The organism is Geobacter sp. 60473, assembly GCF_036323535.1.
Classification (GTDB): Bacteria; Desulfobacterota; Desulfuromonadia; order Geobacterales; family Geobacteraceae; genus Geobacter; species Geobacter sulfurreducens.
Window position 1 is genome coordinate 1,302,902 of the sequence record NZ_AP028967.1, and the last position, 17,734, is coordinate 1,320,635.

Sequence of the window (17,734 nt, forward strand, 5' to 3'; positions counted from 1 at the left end):
CGGCAACCCCTATCGTTCCCGCTGCCATAGAAGTAAGGAATCTCTCCATGGCTTACGGTGAGAGGGTCATCCAGCGTGATCTTTCCTTCACCGTTAACCGGGGCGATATCTTTATCATCATGGGGGGAAGCGGGTGCGGCAAGAGCACATTGCTGCGTCACCTGATCGGGCTTCAGAAGCCGGCCACGGGCGAGGTCCTCTATGGCGACACCCCGTTCTGGGCGGTGAGCGAGAACGAACGGCAGCGTATCATGCGGCGTTTCGGGGTCCTGTATCAGAGTGGCGCCCTGTGGAGTTCCATGACCCTTGCCGAGAACGTGGCTCTGCCGCTGGAAGAGCATACGAACTTCTCACGGGCCGAGATTGCCGAACTGGTTGCTCTCAAACTCGCTCTTGTAGGATTGGCCGGGTACGAGGATTACTACCCGAATGAGATCAGCGGCGGCATGAAGAAACGTGCCGGGCTCGCCCGAGCCATGGCACTGGACCCTGACATTCTCTTCTTCGACGAGCCGTCGGCCGGTTTGGACCCCATAAGTTCGCGGCTGCTGGACGATCTGATAATAGAGTTGCGTGACAGTCTCGGTGCAACGGTAGCAGTCGTAACCCACGAACTTTCGAGCATCTTTACCATTGGGACCAATTCCGTTTTTCTCGATGCCAGGACAAGGACCATGATAGCAGGAGGTGATCCGAAGAAGCTTCTGGCTGAATCAGAGGATCCCCGGGTACGCGCCTTTCTCACCCGAGGAGAATCGGATCGTAGTCATGGTGCGGTCAAGCAGGGGAAGGAGACGTTTGATGAGCAGTAAGGCCAACAAGACGATCATTGGCGCGTTCGTTCTCGGCGCGCTCTGCCTGGTGGTTGCCGGCGTGGTGGTTTTCGGGTCGGGAAAGCTTTTTTCCCCGACGAAGAAATATGTCATGTACTTCGACGGCTCCGTGAAAGGGCTCTCCATCGGCGCTCCCGTGGTATTCCGTGGGGTAAAGATCGGGTCGGTGGTCGATATCGTACTTCAGGGAAACCTGAGCGACATGACGTTCTCGGTCCCGGTCATAACGGAAATTGATCAGAGCAGATTTCGCCTGACCAATGCCGAGGCCGGCTCCGCCGATTACCACAAGGCACTCATCGACAAGGGACTCCGGGCGCAGTTGCAGACCCAAAGCCTGGTTACGGGGCAGCTAATGATTGACATCGATTTCCGGCCCGACAAGCCGGCCCGCCTTGTTGCCGACACCACGGGATACCCCCAGGTGCCGACCATCCCTTCGGCCGCAGACGAGCTGACCCGCAAGCTAGAAGAGCTTCCACTCAGACAGCTTGTGGAACGTGCCAATGCAACTGTAGGCGGACTTGAGCGACTGGTCAATTCGCCGGACCTGCAGCGGGCACCCCGTACTCTGAATCTGGCAGTGGCCGATGCACGGGCGCTGCTCGGCAGAATCGACCGTGAAGTGGCCCTCCTCTCAACCGAAGCCAGAGGTGCCATCGGTGCGGCAACTGCCACAATCAATCGCGCCGACCGGGTACTGGCTTTTGAAGAGGGAGTACCTGCCCAACTTGCCGAAAACCTGAACAAGACTCTTACAGACGCGCGTGCCTCGTTGCGCAAACTGGATGAAACCCTTGATTCGGTCCGGAATGCCGCCACGGACGAGCGGTCCTACTATCAGCTTCGCCACGCGCTGAAGGATCTGGGGGAAACATCCCGCTCACTGGGGTCATTGGTCGATTATCTCGGCCGGCACCCCGAAGCCCTGCTGCGCGGTAAAACCAATGTGGAGGAGTAATCGGATGAGGCTCGTCAATCTGCCGGTCATGGGACTGCTCCTTTTAGTTCTGCTCCAGCTTGCCGCCTGTGGCAGCACACCTCCTGCGCGCTTTTATGCCCTTTCCTCCCTGGCGGGGGATGGAAATTCATCGTCAGGCAGCGGCGCGCGCCGTGTAATCGGAATCGGTCCCCTCGCCATGGCCGAGTACCTGAGTTACCCGGGCATCGTGATCAGAAGCGGACGTAACACCCTTGTCCGCTCTGAATTCAACCGTTGGGGTGCTCCCCTTAGTGATGAGCTGAGCCGGGTGCTCGTCGAGAATATCCAATCGATCCTTTCGGACGAAAAATATCTTGTGCTGCCATGGCTGGAGACAGCGACCATAGACCAGAGGGTTCAACTCAATGTCACCCGCTTTGAGGCAACCTCTGACGGGGTTGTTGTCCTCAATGCAACTTGGCTGCTTATCGGCAAAGAACGAAACACCCTGCTCGCGTCAGGCGATACAACTATCACCGAGCCGGTGAGAGGGGCGGGGTACGAAGCTATCGCCGAAGCCATGAGCCGGACTCTCGCTGAATTGAGCCGCCGGATTGCCCTGGAAATATGTCGAACTGCCAGTACCGATGTGCACTGATGAATGCCGGCGATTACCGATAGGAGGAAACCATGAAGTCAATTTCTCAAATGGGCATTGCACTGGCGATCCTGGCCGTGGGTTTCGGCGCCGGCTGCCAAAAGACACCTTCCGTACCTTCTCGACCGCCTGCAGAGGTGGCAGTCGTCGTTGTTCAACCAAAGACCGTGCCGGTTGAAGCTCCTTTCGTGGCGCAGGCCAAAAGCTCCCATCAGGTGGAGGTAATGGCCAGGGTCAATGGTTTCCTTGAGAAAATTCTTTACCATGAAGGGGATATGGTCAGGGAAGGGCAGGTCATGTTCCAGATGGACCGCAAGCCTTTCCAGGCGCAAGTGGACGCGGCCCGGGCCGAAGTGGAGGTTCGCAGGGCTCAACTCTGGACTGCCCGGGCAAATCTCGACCGGATCAAGCCGCTTGCTGACCAGGACGCCGCGAGCAAGAGCGACCTGGACAATGCAATCGGCAGCGTGCAGGCTGCTGAGGCGGCTCTCCACGAGGCCGGGGCACGGCTACAGAAGGCTGATCTCGACTTGGGATATACCACCATCAAGGCACCGGTCTCCGGCATGTCAAGTCAGTCGCTCATGCGTGAGGGGGCCTACCTGTCGTCCGCCGGGCCATCCGCAACTCTCACCTACGTGGCTAAACTCGATCCAATCTGGATAGAGTTTAGCGTTTCCCAGAATGAGATGGCCACTACCCGTCAGGAGGTTGCACAAGGAACCATCCGGTTGCCGAAGCATCTTGACTATGTAGTTGAGGTGGAACTGACCGACGGCGTCCGTTATCCCCACAAGGGAAAACTCAGCTTTGCCGATCCCTCCTTCAACCAGCAAACCGGTACCTTCCTGGTGAGGGCCGAGCTTCCCAATCCGAAGGGGGTAATTAGGCCGGGGATGTTTGTCAAGGCGTATATCAAGGGTGCTTTCAGGCCGAATGCCATCGTAGTCCCTCAGAAAGCGGTGCAACAGACCCCTAACGGCCACATGGTCTTCGTGGTGGACGACAAGGGGACTGCTGAAGTCAGGCCCGTAGTCGTCGGCGAATGGATAGGAGAGGATTGGGTCGTCAGCCGGGGGCTCAAGGCCGGTGACCGGGTCATTGTGGACGGTTTTCAAAAGCTGGGTCCCGGGGTGCCGGTGAAAGCTCTGACACCACAGGCGAATGGGACTGCCACCCAATCTTCGGCTTCTGCCGGGTCTGCGGCGAAATAGGGGGAGGCCATGGCAGGCTACTTCATCAATCGTCCTGTTTTTGCAGCGGTTATCGCCATTGTTATTACACTGGCCGGATTTTTGGCCATGAAGGCTACCCCCGTAGCCCAGTACCCGGAAATTGCTCCGCCCACCGTCCAGGTTTCGGCCTTTTACCCCGGTGCAACTGCCGAGGTTATCGCAAACACTGTCGCCGCCCCCATCGAGCAGCAGGTGAACGGCGTGGATCGAATGATGTACATGTCGTCCACGAGCTCCTCCTCGGGCAGCATGGCGCTCACAGTCACCTTCGAGCCCGGCACTGATCCGGACATGGCCCAGGTAAACGTCCAGAACCGGGTCAATCAGGCATCGTCGAAGTTGCCGGATGTGGTCAGCCGTCAGGGCGTGACGGTGGAAAAGCGCTCCCAGTCATTCATGATGGTAATCAGCTTTTACTCACCGGACGACCGATACGACACGGTCTACCTCGGCAACTACACCAATTTGAACGTCCTGGACGCAATCAAGCGGATTCCCGGTGCCAACCTGGCCAGCATGTTTCCGCAGCCCGACGTGGCCATGCGGATCTGGCTGAAACCTGACAAAATGGCGCAACTCGGAATCACTCCCCAGGATGTTTCGGCGGCAATACAGAGGCAGAACAAGGCATTCGGCATCGGACAGATCGGTCAGGCTCCTTCGCCGCCGGGGACCCAGCAGAGTTTCGTCGTTACCACCAAGGGACTGTTGACCGATCCGGAGGAGTTTGAAGACATCATCATCCGGACGGCAACCGAAGGCTCCGCTATTGTCCGGTTGAAGGACGTAGCCCGGGCTGAACTCGGCGGCAAGGACTACTCAATTGCCTCCAAGGTAAACGGCAAACGGGCGGCTGCCATTGTGGTATATCAGCAGCCGGGGGCCAACGCCATCGAGACTTCCAAGGCGGTACGCAAACTTCTTGCTGAGCTCAAACCCAGGTTTCCACAAGGGCTGGACTACAGGATCGTCCTAGATACCAGCACCTTCACCGAGGCTTCGATCGAGAAAGTAATCCATACGTTCTTCGAAGCGGTAGTGCTCGTAGTGCTTGTGGTCTTTCTTTTTCTTCAGAGCTTCCGAGCTACGGTCATCCCGATTATTGCCGTCCCCATCGCCATTATCGGGACCTATATCGGTATCATGGCTCTTGGGTTCTCCACCAACATGCTGACGCTTTTCGGCATGATCCTGGCCATCGGACTCGTGGTGGACGACGCCATCATCGTGGTGGAAAACGTGGAACACAATATGGCAACTCATGGTCTGAGCCCCATGGAGGCAGCCCGAAAAGCCATGAATGAACTGGCGGGGGCTCTGATAGCCATTGTGCTCGTGCTCTGCTCAGTCTTCTTGCCGGTTGCCTTCCTTGGCGGAATGACCGGTACCCTGTACAAACAGTTCGCCGTCACCATTGCCATCTCCATGGTGATATCAGGGATCGTAGCGCTCACTCTATCGCCGGCCATGGCCGCAAGAATACTCAAACCGGGACATGGGGAGAAAAAAGGGTTCTTCCGATGGTTCGAAAACGGTTTTTCCCGGCTGACCGACGGCTACGTATCCGGCGTGCGCTGGATGATCAGACACAAACTGGTCGGGATAGCCCTGTTTCTCTCTGTGATTGCGGCAACTGTCTTCCTGTTCAGGCTCGTTCCCGGCAGTTTCGTTCCCCAGGAGGACCAGGGCTACATCCTCGTTGCCAACCTTATGCCCGACGCTGCCAGCCTGGAGCGTACCGTGAAGGTAAGCGACCGTGCCGTTGACATCCTCAAAAGCAACCCGGCCATGGGCGATGTGGCTCAGGTGGACGGCTACAGCATCGTCGACAGCGGAGTCAAGGAAAGTGCCGGGATGCTCTTTGCTGCTCTGAAACCGATGGACCAACGTCCCGGCAAGGCCGGCAGTGCATTTGCGGTAATAAACGACACGGGGCGCCGCATGGCCGGCATACGCGAGGGGCTGGTGTTTCCAATCAATCCGCCATCCATCCCCGGCCTCGGAACCACCGGCGGTTTCGAGTTTTATATCCAGAACAGAAGCGGCGCTTCCTCCCAGGATCTGGAACGAGTGACTAAGCAGTTTGCGGCCAAATGTCGGGAGCGCAAGGAGCTTGCCGGTGTCTCCACCACCTTTTCCGCCTCACAGAGACAACTGTCACTTGAAGTTGACAGGGCACGCGCTGAGCTGCTCGGCATCCCCGTGGCATCGGTGTTCGAGACTCTTCAGTCCTGCTTCGGGTCTTCCTATGTCGCCCAGTTCGTCCAGTTCGGCAGAATCTGGCAGGTGATTCTTCAGGCAGAGCCGCCGTACCGGGATGAACCAGCCGATTTCTCGCAAATCTTCATCCGCTCCGGCAACGGTGAAATGATACCCTTGTCGGCAGTGGCAACAGCTCGCTTCGTATCAGGACCTAACCTGCTACCTCGGTTCAACGGCTTCCCTGCGGCAAAACTGTCGGGGAGCCAGGCTCAGGGCTTCAGCTCAGGGCAGGCAATCAAAGCCATGGAGGAGGTGGCTAAAGAGGTGCTGCCGGAAGGGTACAGCTATGCCTGGGCTGGTCAGGCGTTTGAGGAGAAGAAAGCCGGCGGCACTTCCGTCGTGGCATTTGTCTTCGGACTGATCATGGTTTTCCTGATTCTGGCGGCTCAATACGAGAAGTGGACTCTGCCGGTGGGGGTAGTGTTGTCGGTGCCGTTCGCGGTATTCGGAGCATTGCTGCTTACTTGGGCTCTAAAGCTTCAAAACGATGTGTATTTCCAGGTAGGGCTCGTCACGTTGGTTGGGCTTGCGGCCAAAAACGCCATCCTGATCATCGAGTTCGCTGCCGAAAACGTTCGCTCGGGAATGTCCGTTGACGATGCTGCCATTGAGGCTGCGCGGCTCCGGCTACGGCCCATTGTCATGACATCGCTTGCGTTCATTCTCGGCTGCGTTCCCATGGCTATCGCTACCGGAGCCGGCGCCAACAGCCTTCGGGCCATCGGCACCGGTGTAATCGGCGGGATGCTTGCCTCGACCCTAATCGCTTCATTCTTCGTGCCGCTCTTTTTCGTACTTCTTGAAAGTACCGGAGTGTACTGGGGGCGGGAAAATAGCGGTTTCGCAAAGTCGGTCGAAGAAGGAGGTCGCAACCATGACTAGGATAATCATGTTGCTCTGTGCGGCTCTCCTTGCATCCTGTGCCGTAGGGCCGGATTACCGGCGACCGACGGTCGAGGTCCCCTCCTCGTGGCGGGTCGACTATGCTCAGGGTGAGGGCCTCGCAAACACAGCCTGGTGGGAGTCGTTTCACGACCCCGTGCTCACAGACCTCATTCGGTCGGCAATCAGAGAAAACAAGGATTTGAAAATTGCGGCTGCACGTGTGGAGCAATTCCTGGGAATACTTGACGCAACCCGCTCCGAGTTCTTTCCCCAGGTAGGCTACGGCGCAGCCGCAACCCGCCAGCAAAATGCCCGTTCTCCCCTCGCACCGGTTGATCAACCGGCATTCACAACCTACCAAGCGGTGCTCAACGTCAACTGGGAACTGGACATCTGGGGGCGCATCCGTCGTTCGAGCGAGGCCGCACGGGCCCAGGTGCTTTCCAGTGAGGAGGGACGCCGTGCCGTGGTCCTTTCTCTTGTATCGGGGGTTGCTTCCAGCTACATAACGCTCAGGGGAATCGACCGCCAGCTTGAAATTGCGCGGGCAACAGAGAAGTCCTACGGTGAAAGCCTTCGCATTTTCCGCCTTCGCCACCAGTACGGCACGGTTTCACGAGTGGAAGTGAGCCAGATAGAGTCACAATACGAGGTGGCGGCTCAGGCCATCCCCCAGCTTGAAGCACTTGCAGCTCAACAGGAACACCTGATCTCGAGCCTGCTGGGCCGTAACCCCGGCCCTGTTCCGCGCGGCAAAACGATTGACGAATTGACAGTGCCACTCCTGCCGCAGGAGTTGCCCCTTGCGCTGCTGGAACGCCGCCCCGACATAAGGCAGGCGGAACAGGATCTTGTTGCGGCAAACGCGCGCATCGGCGCGGCCAAGGCCCTCTATTTCCCAACGGTGTCCCTGTCAGGCCTGCTGGGAACCCAGAGCTCGGAACTTTCGCGGCTTTTCGAAGGGGGCTCTGGTCTCTGGTCCATGGGGGGCACGCTTGCCGGACCTCTTATTACATTTGGGGCCATTTCCGGCCAGGTAAAACAGGCGGAAGCCGTCTCGCGGCAATTGCTTGTTCGGTATGAACAGACCATACAGAACGCATTCCGCGAAGTAGAAGACTCCCTGGTGGCTACTTTGAAAGGACGGGAGCAACTACTGTCTCAAGGGCGCCAGCTGGAGTCTCTGGCTGATTACGCCAGACTATCGAGGCTGCGGTACGAGGCGGGCAGCGTTAACTATCTTCAAGTACTTGATGCAGAGCGATCTCTCTTTGCCGCTCAGCTCAGCCGGGTTCAAACACAGGCCGCGCTATTCGGTGCGTACATTAATGTCTACAAGGCCATGGGAGGCGGCTGGATTGATCTGGCTGATCATGTAGCCGCCGAACCGTGAGACTCAAAAAGTGAAGTAAAGCTGTTACGAAATGGCTCGATGACGAGGGACTGAAACAAAGAGTATTGTCAAGACCAGGACATCACAAGCCGTGACTGGCCGCAGATTGCCCGAATGACAAGACGCCTCCACACTCTTCTCGGCCGCTGAATCGCCCGTCAGTCATCCGTCTTGCTCACCCGGAACGATGGCGGCACGTAGCCGGCCGGCCGGAACTGCTCCGGAACCGTAACCGTGTTGCCGTCGCGCAGCTGGGAGTAGTGGGGCGACATGATCTCGACCCCGGCCTCATTGAACGCATCCTGAATATTCTGGTGAAGCTGCGAATACAGGTTTGCCATCCGGTTCGGCTTGTCCGTGTAAGCGTTCAGTTCATAGGTCACGTAGAAATCGTTGAGCGCTGTCTGGAGAATGAACGGTTCGGGCAGCTCAAGCACGTGCTCGGTACGGCGGGCGGCACTGATCAGCAGCTCGTGGACCTGCCGCCACGACGTGTCATACCCGATGGTGACGCTGGTATTGAGGATCAGTCCGTATTCCTGGGCCGAAGAACTGTAGTTGACCACGTGGCTGGAAAGCAGCAGCGAGTTGGGAATGGTCACGTCCACGTTTTTAATCGTTCTCAGCCGTGTTATGAGCAGATTTTTCTCCACCACGTCTCCCACCGCATCCCCCACCTTGATCCGGTCCCCGATATGGTATGCCCGCATGTAGGTAATGATGATCCCCGCCACCACATTGGCTACCGCCGACGTCGACCCCAGTGAAAAGAGAACCCCGAGAAAAATGGATATCCCCTTGAATGCCGGGGATTCCGAGCCGGGCAGATAGGGGAACGCCACGGTAACCGCGAATGCAATCACCAGAAAACGGCAGATCTTGTAGGTCGGTTCCGCCCATTCGGGGAAAAATCCGGGAATGGATATGGTCCCTTTGCCAATTTCGCCGATGATAACTTTCATCAATCGGCTGATAAAGTAGGCAATCACAACAATGACCGCGATGAAGAACAGGTTGGGCAGATAATCGGCCACGGCCTTTACCGTGATTGCCAACGGATTGGTCAGGTAATGCAGGAGCAGGGGGGCAAAACGCCTGGTCCAGGGGAAAAAGCTCAGTACCGACAGGAGATAGACGCACGCGAGCAGGAAAACGGTCAGAATCCTGATCCACCTGACTGCACTGAGAATAACCAGGGTGATCCGACCGGCCGAGACAATTTCGAAAGACTGGATTTTCAGATCCCTAATCCTGGTGCCGCTCCATGACTCGATGGTATTTCGCACCATGGGGTAAGACCGCTTGATGATCAACAGGAGAAGGGCGAGGAGAATCGTGGCCGCGACGGTCAGTCCGGCTCCCTTGATCAGGCTGTGGACCGAATAGTCGTTGTGATAGTCCTCCAACGCCTTGCGAATAACGTCACTATACGATTGCACCAGTTCGTGCCTTGTCTTCCCTTCGGCACGGGCATCGTCATCGGTTACGGTCAGGATCAGCGTGTCACCCGCGATGATATCGGTAACCGTCTCGGCCTCAACGGCATGAACATCTGCCGGAGACACCAGAGGCGAACGCGCAAGGCGCACCAACCGCCCGGAGATGAGAGCGGCCCGCTCCCGGGGCATCAGCGAAAGGGCGCGGTGCCGCACGTAAAAGAGAGGCTTGCCGCCCAAGGTAACGGCCGCCGGAGCCTGGGCCAGGGAATTCTCGCTCACCACCGGCATGTCTGCCGAACACAGCGGGGTCGCCAGCAAGCCAGCCAGCAGGGCGACTATCACGATCACGAAGCGCATTGTTCCTCCCGGACGGGGTAGAGGTTGTGAGCAGGGGACCGGTTAAATTGTATTGAGCAATTTCAGGTGCCGGTACGAGTCGGAGTTCAGGGCCTGAAGCTGGAGTGAATCATTTTAAGCTTACCATAAGCTGCGAGAGCTATCCGTACCGCCTCCTGCCTGATTCGTGTCCTAAGCTGGAGCGGCAGTCGATCAACGAAGCCTGGTTCAATGCTCAAGGGAGCGGCTTCTGAGCCGGGAAGACTCAACCCGACTTTGCCCTTGAACAATGCCGTCGGTTAACTGTATGTTGACGCTCAAAGGACACAAGCAGCATGACGAGATACCGTTTCCTCCACACCGCCGACATCCACCTCGGCAAAACCTACCGCACCTCCACCGGTGAGGCTGAACGCTACGAAGACTTCTTCCGCATGCTCGGCAGCATTGTGTCCGGCGCCATCACGGAGAGGGTCAATTTTGTCCTCATCGCCGGCGACCTCTTCCACACCGGGCAGATTCTCCCCCGGACCTTCGCCCGCACCATTGAGATATTTCAGCCGCTCAAAGATGCCGGCATCCCATGCATCGCCGTGGAAGGGAACCACGACTGGATACACCGCCGCGACAGCATCTCCTGGATGGAGGCCCTGTCTCAGATGGGTTATATCCACCTGCTGCGTCCCAGCCGCACCGAAACCGGCGGCTACCGCTTCGATCCCTTCGATTACGAACAGGGCATGGGTGGCCACATCGAGGTCAACGGAGTCAACATCTACGGCCTCGGCTACATCGGCACCCAGGCCGGCGCCCACGTAGCGCGCATCTGCGAGGCTATCACCACCACGAATAACATCCTCCTCTTCCATGTGGGGGTCTGGACCTACTCACCGGTGGAGATCGGCAACATGAAGCCGGAAGAGGCGCTCCCCCTGGCCGATGTCTTCGACTACGTGGCCCTGGGCCACGGCCATAAACCCTATATCATCGCCACACCCGAAGGCCGCGCTTACGCCTTCAATCCCGGCTCCCCCGAATGCGTGAACTTCGGCGAGGAGAAATACGACAAGGGGTACTACCTGATTACCGTGGAGGATGGTGTCTTCACCCATGAGTTTCGGCCGACCAATCCCCGCCCCATGCTGGTGACCACCATTGACCTGGATGGCGCCGGAGATGCGGAAACGGCTCTGACGCGGTTCCGCGACGTGGTTGCCGCAAAGATCGAATCGTTCAGCGATGACCGTCAGCCGCTCCTGGAGATCAAGCTCACCGGCCGGGTTGGTTTCCATCCCTTCGAGTTGGGCCGGGAGCGGCTTCGCCTGGCTCTTGAGGAGATCTGCAACCCTCTCCATGTGGAGATCAAGAACCACCTCTCCCTGGTCACTGCCGGCGGTGGCGCAGAATCCGAAAAGAAGAGCCTCGCCGAGATCGAGCGGGAGGTGCTCAGGGAGTTGATATCCGCCAAGAGCGAGTACAAGGGGCGGGAGGATGAACTAGTGCGGCTCTCCCTGGCGATCCGCGACCAGGTGCTCAAGGGGGAGACGGACGGCGAAGAGTTGCTGGGACTTCTGATGCGGGAGCCTGCCTGATGCAAATCCTCTCCATCCATTTGAAGAACATAAAATCCCACCGCGACACGGAGCTGACCTTCTCCGCCGGGATCAATGTCCTTTCCGGCCCCAACGGCGTCGGCAAGAGCACGGTGTTCGAGGCGATCGGCTACGCTCTGTTCGGGGTGGACGCCCGGGACTTCGTCTCCAACGTGGACCGGTTTCTCTCCATCGGCACCAAGAAGGGAGAAATCGCCGTCGCCTTCTGCACGGATGCCGGAGAAACCTGGCGTGTAACCCGCACCGTCGGCACCCCGGCCAAGTGGCTCCTGGCCAGGGAGCAGGGTGGGGCCTTCGAGGTGGAGGAGCACGCCCGAATCGAAGAAACCGAGGCCCGCATCGCCGAACTCCTCGGTCTCGACAACGGCCGTCCCCTGGCGGAGCAGTTCAAACTGGTGATCGGCCCCTTCCAGAACGAATTCCTCGGCCCATTCGTCATCAAGCAGCCCACCAAACGCCAGGAGGCCTTCGACGAGATCCTCGGCATCGATGCCTGGCGCAAGACCTACAAGAGCACCAGCTCGCTCCTCTCCGCTGTGCAGGAAAAAATCAAGATTATCGCCGTGGAGATTGAGGCGAAAGAAGCCCAGGTTGCGGTCCTGCCCGAGCGTGAGGATGAACTGGCAAAGATAAAAACCGATGCCGAGGCGCTCCGGAAAGTCCTTTCATCACAAGCGGATGCCCTGCGGGACGTGGAGAAGCAGCTGGTCGAGCTCGATGACCAGGAAAAGGGAATAGCCGCGCTCCAGGCCGAGATCCAGATCCTCGTTAACCGCATCACTGATGGCGAAGGCAAGATCAAGGATCAGGGGCAAAGGGTAGGGGAGGCGGAGAAGGCCGGCGGGGTTCTGGAGCAGACGCGGGCGGGCAAGGAGGCTTTCGAACGGGCCGAATCGCGGCTGGCGGAGTTGGTGAGTAAAGACAAACAGCGTCGAGAGGTCGAGAAGGACGTTACCCGCCTTGAAAATGAGACCCAGCGCCTGACGCAGGCAGTCGAGCATGAACAGAAGGAGATTGAAGGGGAGGGGCGCCGCCTCAGAGAGGAAGAGGACGCCCTTGCCAAAGCCCGGAACGAACTAGAGCCGGACCGGAAGGTGGTGGACACGGCTGGCCGGCTGCCAGGACTTCGCGACGAGATCAATCGCGTTCGCTCGGAAAAGGGGCTCCTGGAAGGGCGCCGCATCGGACTTCTGGAGGGGCAGGAGAAGCTTGGCGAAGGGACATGCCCCTTTTTCAAGGAGCCCTGCCGGAACGTGGCCGGAACCACGCCGAAAGACGTGTTCACCACGAGGATTGCCGAGCTTGACCGGAAGATGCAGGCACTCACCGAGGCCTTGGGCAAACTATCCGTAGAGGTGGCTGACGCCGAGGCGGCCGAGAAACAGCTTGCCGCCCTGACAGTCCGGAGCCAGGAACTGCACAAACAGACGATGGGCTTGGTTGAACGCCGCGCCAGAAATGAAAAACGCGTCGCTACGTTGCAGACATTGTCAACGCAACAGATCGAAGCGGCCACCCGGGCTAAAGCGCGCAGGGACGATCTTCAGGTCTTTGCCGGCCTTGACCATGAGATTGAACGTGCAACCGCAGAGCGGGGCCGGTTCCAGGCCGACCGCGATGCCTACCATGCCCACGAAAAGGATGCCCTGGATCTGGATAACCGGCGCCAGACCCTGGAGAAGATGCTCCGGCTCCTGGATGAGTTGCAGAAGCAACTCATCGGGAAGAAAGAGGAGCTTATCCGGCTTCAGGAAACCTATAAACCAAGCCGGCACAAGGAAGCCCGTGACCAGAAAGACCGGCTGGTAGCGCAAGTCGCCTCGCTGGGCCAGCAGATCGAGAGTCTGGAGAAGGACCGGAAACGCCTTGAGGATGAAATCGGCAAACTGAAGCTGCTTAAAGACGAGATTGGGCGGAAGCAGGCCGAGAGGAACTCCTTCGAACAGAAGGAGAAACTCGTCAAATTCCTCCGCAACCAGGTCTTCAAGAACGTCTCAGCCCAACTCTCGGAGCGGTTCCGGGAGGAAATCAGCCTCAGGGCTGACCGGATCTACCGCACCATTGCCGAGACCGATGAGGAACTGGTCTGGTCCGAGAACTACCAAATCGTGCTGCGAGACATGACGGACGGCGTTGTTCGCGAACGGAGCGACGACCAGCTCTCCGGCGGCCAGACCATGAGCGCCGTAGTGGCCCTGCGGCTGGCACTGCTTCAGACCATCTGCGCCCGGATCGCATTTTTTGACGAACCGACATCCAACCTTGATGCCTCGCGGCGGGAAAACCTGGCTACCGCATTCCGCGCCATCGACGTGGGCCGGGAAGAGGTCACCGAACACTGGTACGACCAGCTGTTCCTCATCAGCCATGATGTAGCCTTCACCGAGATTACGGATCAGATGATTCAACTGGGCGAGTGATATCGGTGATCACGCGAACACAACCACATGGGCGAAAGCCAGGCCTTCTGAACTTCTATCCTTCACTGTACACCATAAACTTTACATAATATATCTTATGGGACGTTAAATATATTATTCGGAGGTGACTCCATGAAAAGCACCAGAGCTCCACCCCCGTTGGCCATCCCCTCTGTCGGTGGCAGACGTCCTAGACATTGGCTGGATCGGCTTCGGCAATCAGCTTTCTCAGCTTAGTTATGGATGCACGCTCCATTGGTTTACCGGTGATACTGCTTTTGGGTACGCGGTAAATGTCGTCAGGTGCATAAACGGTACATTCGATTATTACTTCATCTTCTTCCAGGTAGATATGTGAATATTCGATAAACTCTCCTCCTTGTCGAATTGTTACGACATCTGATTCGTATGGAATGTTCCTGCTACGCAGATACTCCTCCACCTCTTCGCTTGACCCGGCAAACAGATGGAGGTCGATGTCGCTTGCAGCGGTTACTGCCCCGGTGAGCACCGACCCGACCAGATATGGACGGAACGGCGCCAGCATTTCCATACAGCGCAGGGCCGCGCAGCGCATCTTGTGCAACCGCTCCGGGTGTGCTTTCTCTTCATGGATTGCGATGAGTCGCTGGAGCTCCCTATGGATCTCAGCATTGCTGGGCAGATGCGAACCGAGCGAGAGACTTTTTTCCAGCCCGAAGCGTCTCGCCGCCTTTCGTTTGGCGTCTCGGTATTCGCTCACCCCCTCGACATACATGAGGCGCGCCGCTTCCTGCGCAATGAGCTGTCGAATCCTGTCTCCTCTCATATAATTTTACAGTATATCAAGGCATTGGCAGAGTTACATGCGGTCACGCCACGATTCGGTTTACCAAACCCGGAGTCGATGTGGGATGGTGGTATACTCTAGTGTAGCCACGTATTCATTGACGTTTCCCCCATCTACCGCCCTCCCCTTTAGCAGGTACAGGGTGGGGCGGTGCGATTGCCGGAGGTGACCATGGTGCGGTTGTCACGAGAGCGCCATGAGCGTCTTGAAAAGCTGCTCATGGCTGAGAAGACGAGACTGTGGACCGAAGTCAGGAGGGAGCTGTTCGAAACTCTCGGACAGGAGTTGCGCAGTCAGTACGATCTGCCGCAGGATGTCGGGGAGCGGAGCCTTATCGACGTCCTGGCCGATACGGGATTGGTCGTGGCCGATATCCGGCGCCAGGAGTTGACCCGAATGGAAGATGCCATGGGTAGACTGGCGGAGGGTGTCTACGGAGTTTGCGAGGAGTGTGGTGCTGAGATCGGGGAGGAGCGGCTGCGGGTGGTTCCGTACGCGACGCGTTGCGTCAGTTGCCAGGCCCGGCAGGAAGGTCCGCCTCATGGGTCGGGCGTGACCCTCTGACGAGTACGGCGCGGGAGGCGACCATGCGGGAAGCGATGTTCTACGAGCGGCTGAATGATAACCTTGTCCGTTGCGGTCTGTGCCGACATCATTGCCAGATCGGTGACGGTGCCCGTGGCATCTGCGCGGTGCGGGAAAATCGGGGCGGCACTCTCTATTCTCTCGTCTACGGCAAGCTGGTGGCGGAAAACGTTGACCCCATCGAGAAAAAGCCCCTGTTCCACGTGCTGCCGGGGAGCAGGTCCTTTTCCATAGCCACGGTGGGGTGTAATTTTCGTTGCCGTCATTGCCAGAACTATTCGATATCGCAGGTGTCCCCCAAAACCCCCATCGTGGGCGAGGACCACTCGCCCCAATCGGTGATCCGGAAGGCCCAGGCCACGGGCTGCCGCTCCATTGCCTACACCTACACCGAACCGACCATTTTCTTCGAGTTTGCCTACGATACCGCACGCCTCGCCAAGGAGGCCGGGCTGCTGAATGTGTTCGTCACAAACGGCTATATCTCAAAGAATGCGCTGACTACAGCGGCGCCATATCTGGATGCGGCGAATATCGACCTGAAGGGATTCAGTGAGGGATTTTACCGCGACTACATCCATGCCCGACTTTCCGAAGTGCTCGACTCGATCGTGGAGCACCGGAAACTCGACATCTGGCTTGAGCTGACCACGCTCATCATCCCGGGATTGAATGATTCAGATGAGGAACTGCAGGGAATCGCCTCGTTCATAGCGGGCAATCTGGGGGTGGATACCCCCTGGCATGTGACCCAGTTCTATCCCACCTACCAGTTGACCGACCGGCCCCGGACCCCGGTGGCAACCCTGCGCCGGGCACGGGACATCGGCAAGGCGGCAGGGTTACGCTATGTGTACGAAGGAAATGTCCCCGGTGAGGGGGGGGAGAATACTTTTTGCCCTTCCTGTGCCGCCCTGCTGATCGGCCGCCACGGGTATCTCATTGAAAGGAACAGGATCGAAAACGGGGCCTGTCCCGACTGCGGCGCGGTCATCGCCGGCATCGGCATGTGACCGCCGTCAGATCTTCCGGTTGTCGATGACCCGCTTGGCCTTGCCCTCGTGACGCGGAATGCTGTTGGGCTCCACGAGCTTCACTGTTGCCCCCACGCCGAGGACCGAGTCTATCCGCTTTTCCACCATCTCCAGGAAGGCCTTCTGCTTCTTCATCTCGTCGAAGAAAATGTTCTCGGTCACTTCGATGTGCACTTCGAGCACATCGAGCGCACCGTGACGCTCCAGAACGATCTGGTAATGGGGCTCGCACCCCTCGATGGCGAAGAGGATCTCTTCGATCTGGGAGGGGAAGACATTGACCCCCTTGACGATAAGCATGTCGTCGCTGCGGCCCATGGTCTTCTTCATCCGCACGTTGGTTCTGCCGCACGCGCAGGGGGTGTAGTCAAGACTCGTAATGTCGCGGGTCCGGTAACGGATCATGGGGAACGCTTCTTTGGTAAGAGTGGTCAGAACCAGTTCGCCGACGCTTCCCGGCGGCAGCACCTCCCCGGTTTCAGGGTCGATGATTTCCGCGATAAAAGCATCCTCTGAGATGTGCATGCCGCACTTGTACTCGCAGTCGCCGGCCACGCCCGGGCCGATGATTTCGGACAGGCCATAGTTGTCGGTGGCGCTGACGAAAAGACGGTTCTCGATCTCCTTGCGCATGGCCTCAGACCAGGGCTCGGCACCGAAGAGACCGACCTTCAGCGAGAGGCTTTTGGGGTCGACCCCCATCTTTTCCATCCGGTCGGCAATGGTGATGGCATAGCTGGGGGTGCAGACGAGGGCCGTGGTCTTGTAGTCCTGCATGATCATGATCTGCTTTTCGGTGTTGCCGGCGCTCATGGGGATGACCGACGCGCCGATGGCCTCCGCGCCGTAGTGAAGACCGAAGGCGCCGGTGAACAGGCCGTAGCCGAAGGCGATCTGGACCACGTCATCGTGGGTGACACCCGCAGCGGTCATGAAGCGGGCCACCAAGTTGGACCAGACCTTGATGTCGTGCTTGGTATAGCCGACTACAGTCGGCTTGCCGGTGGTGCCGGATGACGAATGAATCCGCACCACTTCCCGCAGGGGGACCGCGAACATGCCGTAAGGGTAGTTAAGGCGCAGATCTTCCTTGGTGGTGAACGGGAGTTTCTTCAGATCATCCAGCGACTGGATATCTTCGGGAACAATGCCTCGCTCGGTGAACTTGTTACGGTAACAGGTTACGTTCTTGAACGCTCTGTTGAGTGTTGCCTGGAGCCGTTCAAGCTGGAGCTGCTCAAGCTCCTCCCTCTGCATGCATTCGTACTGTTGATCCCAGATCTGCATACG

General features: G+C 58.2%; 13 protein-coding genes. 10 read left to right on the forward strand and 3 right to left on the reverse strand.

What is annotated here, in order from left to right:
* Nucleotides 1–47 precede the first annotated feature (47 nt).
* From AABA48_RS05920 to AABA48_RS05945, 6 genes are read left to right on the forward strand one after another with little or no spacing between them, the layout of a single operon-like run.
* On the forward strand, nucleotides 48–812 hold the full coding sequence (locus AABA48_RS05920) for an ABC transporter ATP-binding protein (RefSeq protein ID WP_286349669.1): 765 nt from the start codon (nucleotides 48–50) through the stop codon (nucleotides 810–812).
* On the forward strand, nucleotides 802–1,794 hold the full coding sequence (locus AABA48_RS05925; protein ID WP_286349668.1) for an MlaD family protein: 993 nt from the start codon (nucleotides 802–804) through the stop codon (nucleotides 1,792–1,794). Before AABA48_RS05920 ends, AABA48_RS05925 begins: the two co-directional genes overlap by 11 nt.
* A 4-nt stretch (nucleotides 1,795–1,798) precedes the next feature.
* Nucleotides 1,799–2,413 (forward strand): PqiC family protein, encoded by a 615-nt coding sequence (locus tag AABA48_RS05930; protein ID WP_286349667.1) that lies wholly within the window; start codon nucleotides 1,799–1,801, stop codon nucleotides 2,411–2,413.
* Nucleotides 2,414–2,445: 32 nt separating this feature from the next.
* Nucleotides 2,446–3,627 carry an efflux RND transporter periplasmic adaptor subunit gene (locus tag AABA48_RS05935; protein ID WP_286349666.1) on the forward strand — a complete coding sequence of 394 codons (1,182 nt, stop codon included), beginning with the start codon at nucleotides 2,446–2,448 and terminating at the stop codon, nucleotides 3,625–3,627.
* A 9-nt stretch (nucleotides 3,628–3,636) separates the two neighbouring features.
* Entirely contained in the window at nucleotides 3,637–6,792 is a 3,156-nt protein-coding gene (locus tag AABA48_RS05940; RefSeq protein ID WP_286349665.1) for an efflux RND transporter permease subunit, read from the forward strand.
* A 7-nt stretch (nucleotides 6,793–6,799) separates the two neighbouring features.
* Nucleotides 6,800–8,188: an efflux transporter outer membrane subunit gene (locus tag AABA48_RS05945; RefSeq protein WP_286352518.1), complete on the forward strand. Its 1,389-nt coding sequence runs from the start codon at nucleotides 6,800–6,802 to the stop codon at nucleotides 8,186–8,188.
* 158 nt (nucleotides 8,189–8,346) lie between these two features.
* On the opposite strand, the gene AABA48_RS05950 is transcribed toward AABA48_RS05945, so the two are convergent.
* Nucleotides 8,347–9,984: a mechanosensitive ion channel family protein gene (locus tag AABA48_RS05950; protein ID WP_338271212.1), complete on the reverse strand. Its 1,638-nt coding sequence runs from the start codon at nucleotides 9,982–9,984 to the stop codon at nucleotides 8,347–8,349.
* A 314-nt stretch (nucleotides 9,985–10,298) separates the two neighbouring features.
* Between AABA48_RS05950 and AABA48_RS05955 the strand changes: the two genes are divergently transcribed.
* Together AABA48_RS05955 and AABA48_RS05960 are read left to right on the forward strand one after the other, a co-directional pair.
* On the forward strand, nucleotides 10,299–11,555 hold the full coding sequence (locus AABA48_RS05955; protein ID WP_286349663.1) for a metallophosphoesterase family protein: 1,257 nt from the start codon (nucleotides 10,299–10,301) through the stop codon (nucleotides 11,553–11,555).
* Nucleotides 11,555–13,996 (forward strand): AAA family ATPase, encoded by a 2,442-nt coding sequence (locus AABA48_RS05960; RefSeq protein ID WP_286349662.1) that lies wholly within the window; start codon nucleotides 11,555–11,557, stop codon nucleotides 13,994–13,996. The genes AABA48_RS05955 and AABA48_RS05960 overlap by 1 nt, the downstream gene beginning before the upstream one ends.
* A 190-nt stretch (nucleotides 13,997–14,186) precedes the next feature.
* On the opposite strand, the gene AABA48_RS05965 is transcribed toward AABA48_RS05960, so the two are convergent.
* Nucleotides 14,187–14,804: a hypothetical protein gene (locus tag AABA48_RS05965; protein ID WP_010942371.1), complete on the reverse strand. Its 618-nt coding sequence runs from the start codon at nucleotides 14,802–14,804 to the stop codon at nucleotides 14,187–14,189.
* Between the two features lie 192 nt (nucleotides 14,805–14,996).
* On the opposite strand from AABA48_RS05965, the gene AABA48_RS05970 reads away from it, so the two are divergent.
* The gene (locus AABA48_RS05970; RefSeq protein ID WP_286349660.1) at nucleotides 14,997–15,389 is read left to right on the forward strand and encodes a TraR/DksA family transcriptional regulator; all 393 of its coding nucleotides are present in this window, start codon (nucleotides 14,997–14,999) and stop codon (nucleotides 15,387–15,389) included.
* 23 nt (nucleotides 15,390–15,412) lie between these two features.
* Nucleotides 15,413–16,423, forward strand: a complete 1,011-nt coding sequence (gene amrS, locus AABA48_RS05975; protein WP_286349659.1) for an AmmeMemoRadiSam system radical SAM enzyme — start codon at nucleotides 15,413–15,415, stop codon at nucleotides 16,421–16,423.
* Nucleotides 16,424–16,429: 6 nt separating this feature from the next.
* Here the strand turns inward: amrS and AABA48_RS05980 are convergent, their stop codons facing one another.
* Nucleotides 16,430–17,731: a phenylacetate--CoA ligase gene (locus tag AABA48_RS05980; protein WP_286349658.1), complete on the reverse strand. Its 1,302-nt coding sequence runs from the start codon at nucleotides 17,729–17,731 to the stop codon at nucleotides 16,430–16,432.
* Nucleotides 17,732–17,734: the final 3 nt, after the last annotated feature.

Bases quoted from the DNA above. Each gene is read 5' to 3' on its own strand.
- AABA48_RS05965 (WP_010942371.1), bottom strand. From the start codon at position 14,804: ATGAGAGGAGACAGGATTCGACAGCTCATTGCGCAGGAAGCGGCGCGC.
- amrS (WP_286349659.1), top strand. From the start codon at position 15,413: ATGCGGGAAGCGATGTTCTACGAGCGGCTGAATGATAACCTTGTCCGT.
- AABA48_RS05980 (WP_286349658.1), bottom strand. From the start codon at position 17,731: ATGCAGATCTGGGATCAACAGTACGAATGCATGCAGAGGGAGGAGCTT.
- AABA48_RS05960 (WP_286349662.1), top strand. From the start codon at position 11,555: ATGCAAATCCTCTCCATCCATTTGAAGAACATAAAATCCCACCGCGAC.
- AABA48_RS05950 (WP_338271212.1), bottom strand. From the start codon at position 9,984: ATGCGCTTCGTGATCGTGATAGTCGCCCTGCTGGCTGGCTTGCTGGCG.
- AABA48_RS05945 (WP_286352518.1), top strand. From the start codon at position 6,800: ATGTTGCTCTGTGCGGCTCTCCTTGCATCCTGTGCCGTAGGGCCGGAT.
- AABA48_RS05935 (WP_286349666.1), top strand. From the start codon at position 2,446: ATGAAGTCAATTTCTCAAATGGGCATTGCACTGGCGATCCTGGCCGTG.
- AABA48_RS05940 (WP_286349665.1), top strand. From the start codon at position 3,637: ATGGCAGGCTACTTCATCAATCGTCCTGTTTTTGCAGCGGTTATCGCC.
- AABA48_RS05930 (WP_286349667.1), top strand. From the start codon at position 1,799: ATGAGGCTCGTCAATCTGCCGGTCATGGGACTGCTCCTTTTAGTTCTG.
- AABA48_RS05970 (WP_286349660.1), top strand. From the start codon at position 14,997: ATGGTGCGGTTGTCACGAGAGCGCCATGAGCGTCTTGAAAAGCTGCTC.
- AABA48_RS05955 (WP_286349663.1), top strand. From the start codon at position 10,299: ATGACGAGATACCGTTTCCTCCACACCGCCGACATCCACCTCGGCAAA.
- AABA48_RS05920 (WP_286349669.1), top strand. From the start codon at position 48: ATGGCTTACGGTGAGAGGGTCATCCAGCGTGATCTTTCCTTCACCGTT.
- AABA48_RS05925 (WP_286349668.1), top strand. From the start codon at position 802: ATGAGCAGTAAGGCCAACAAGACGATCATTGGCGCGTTCGTTCTCGGC.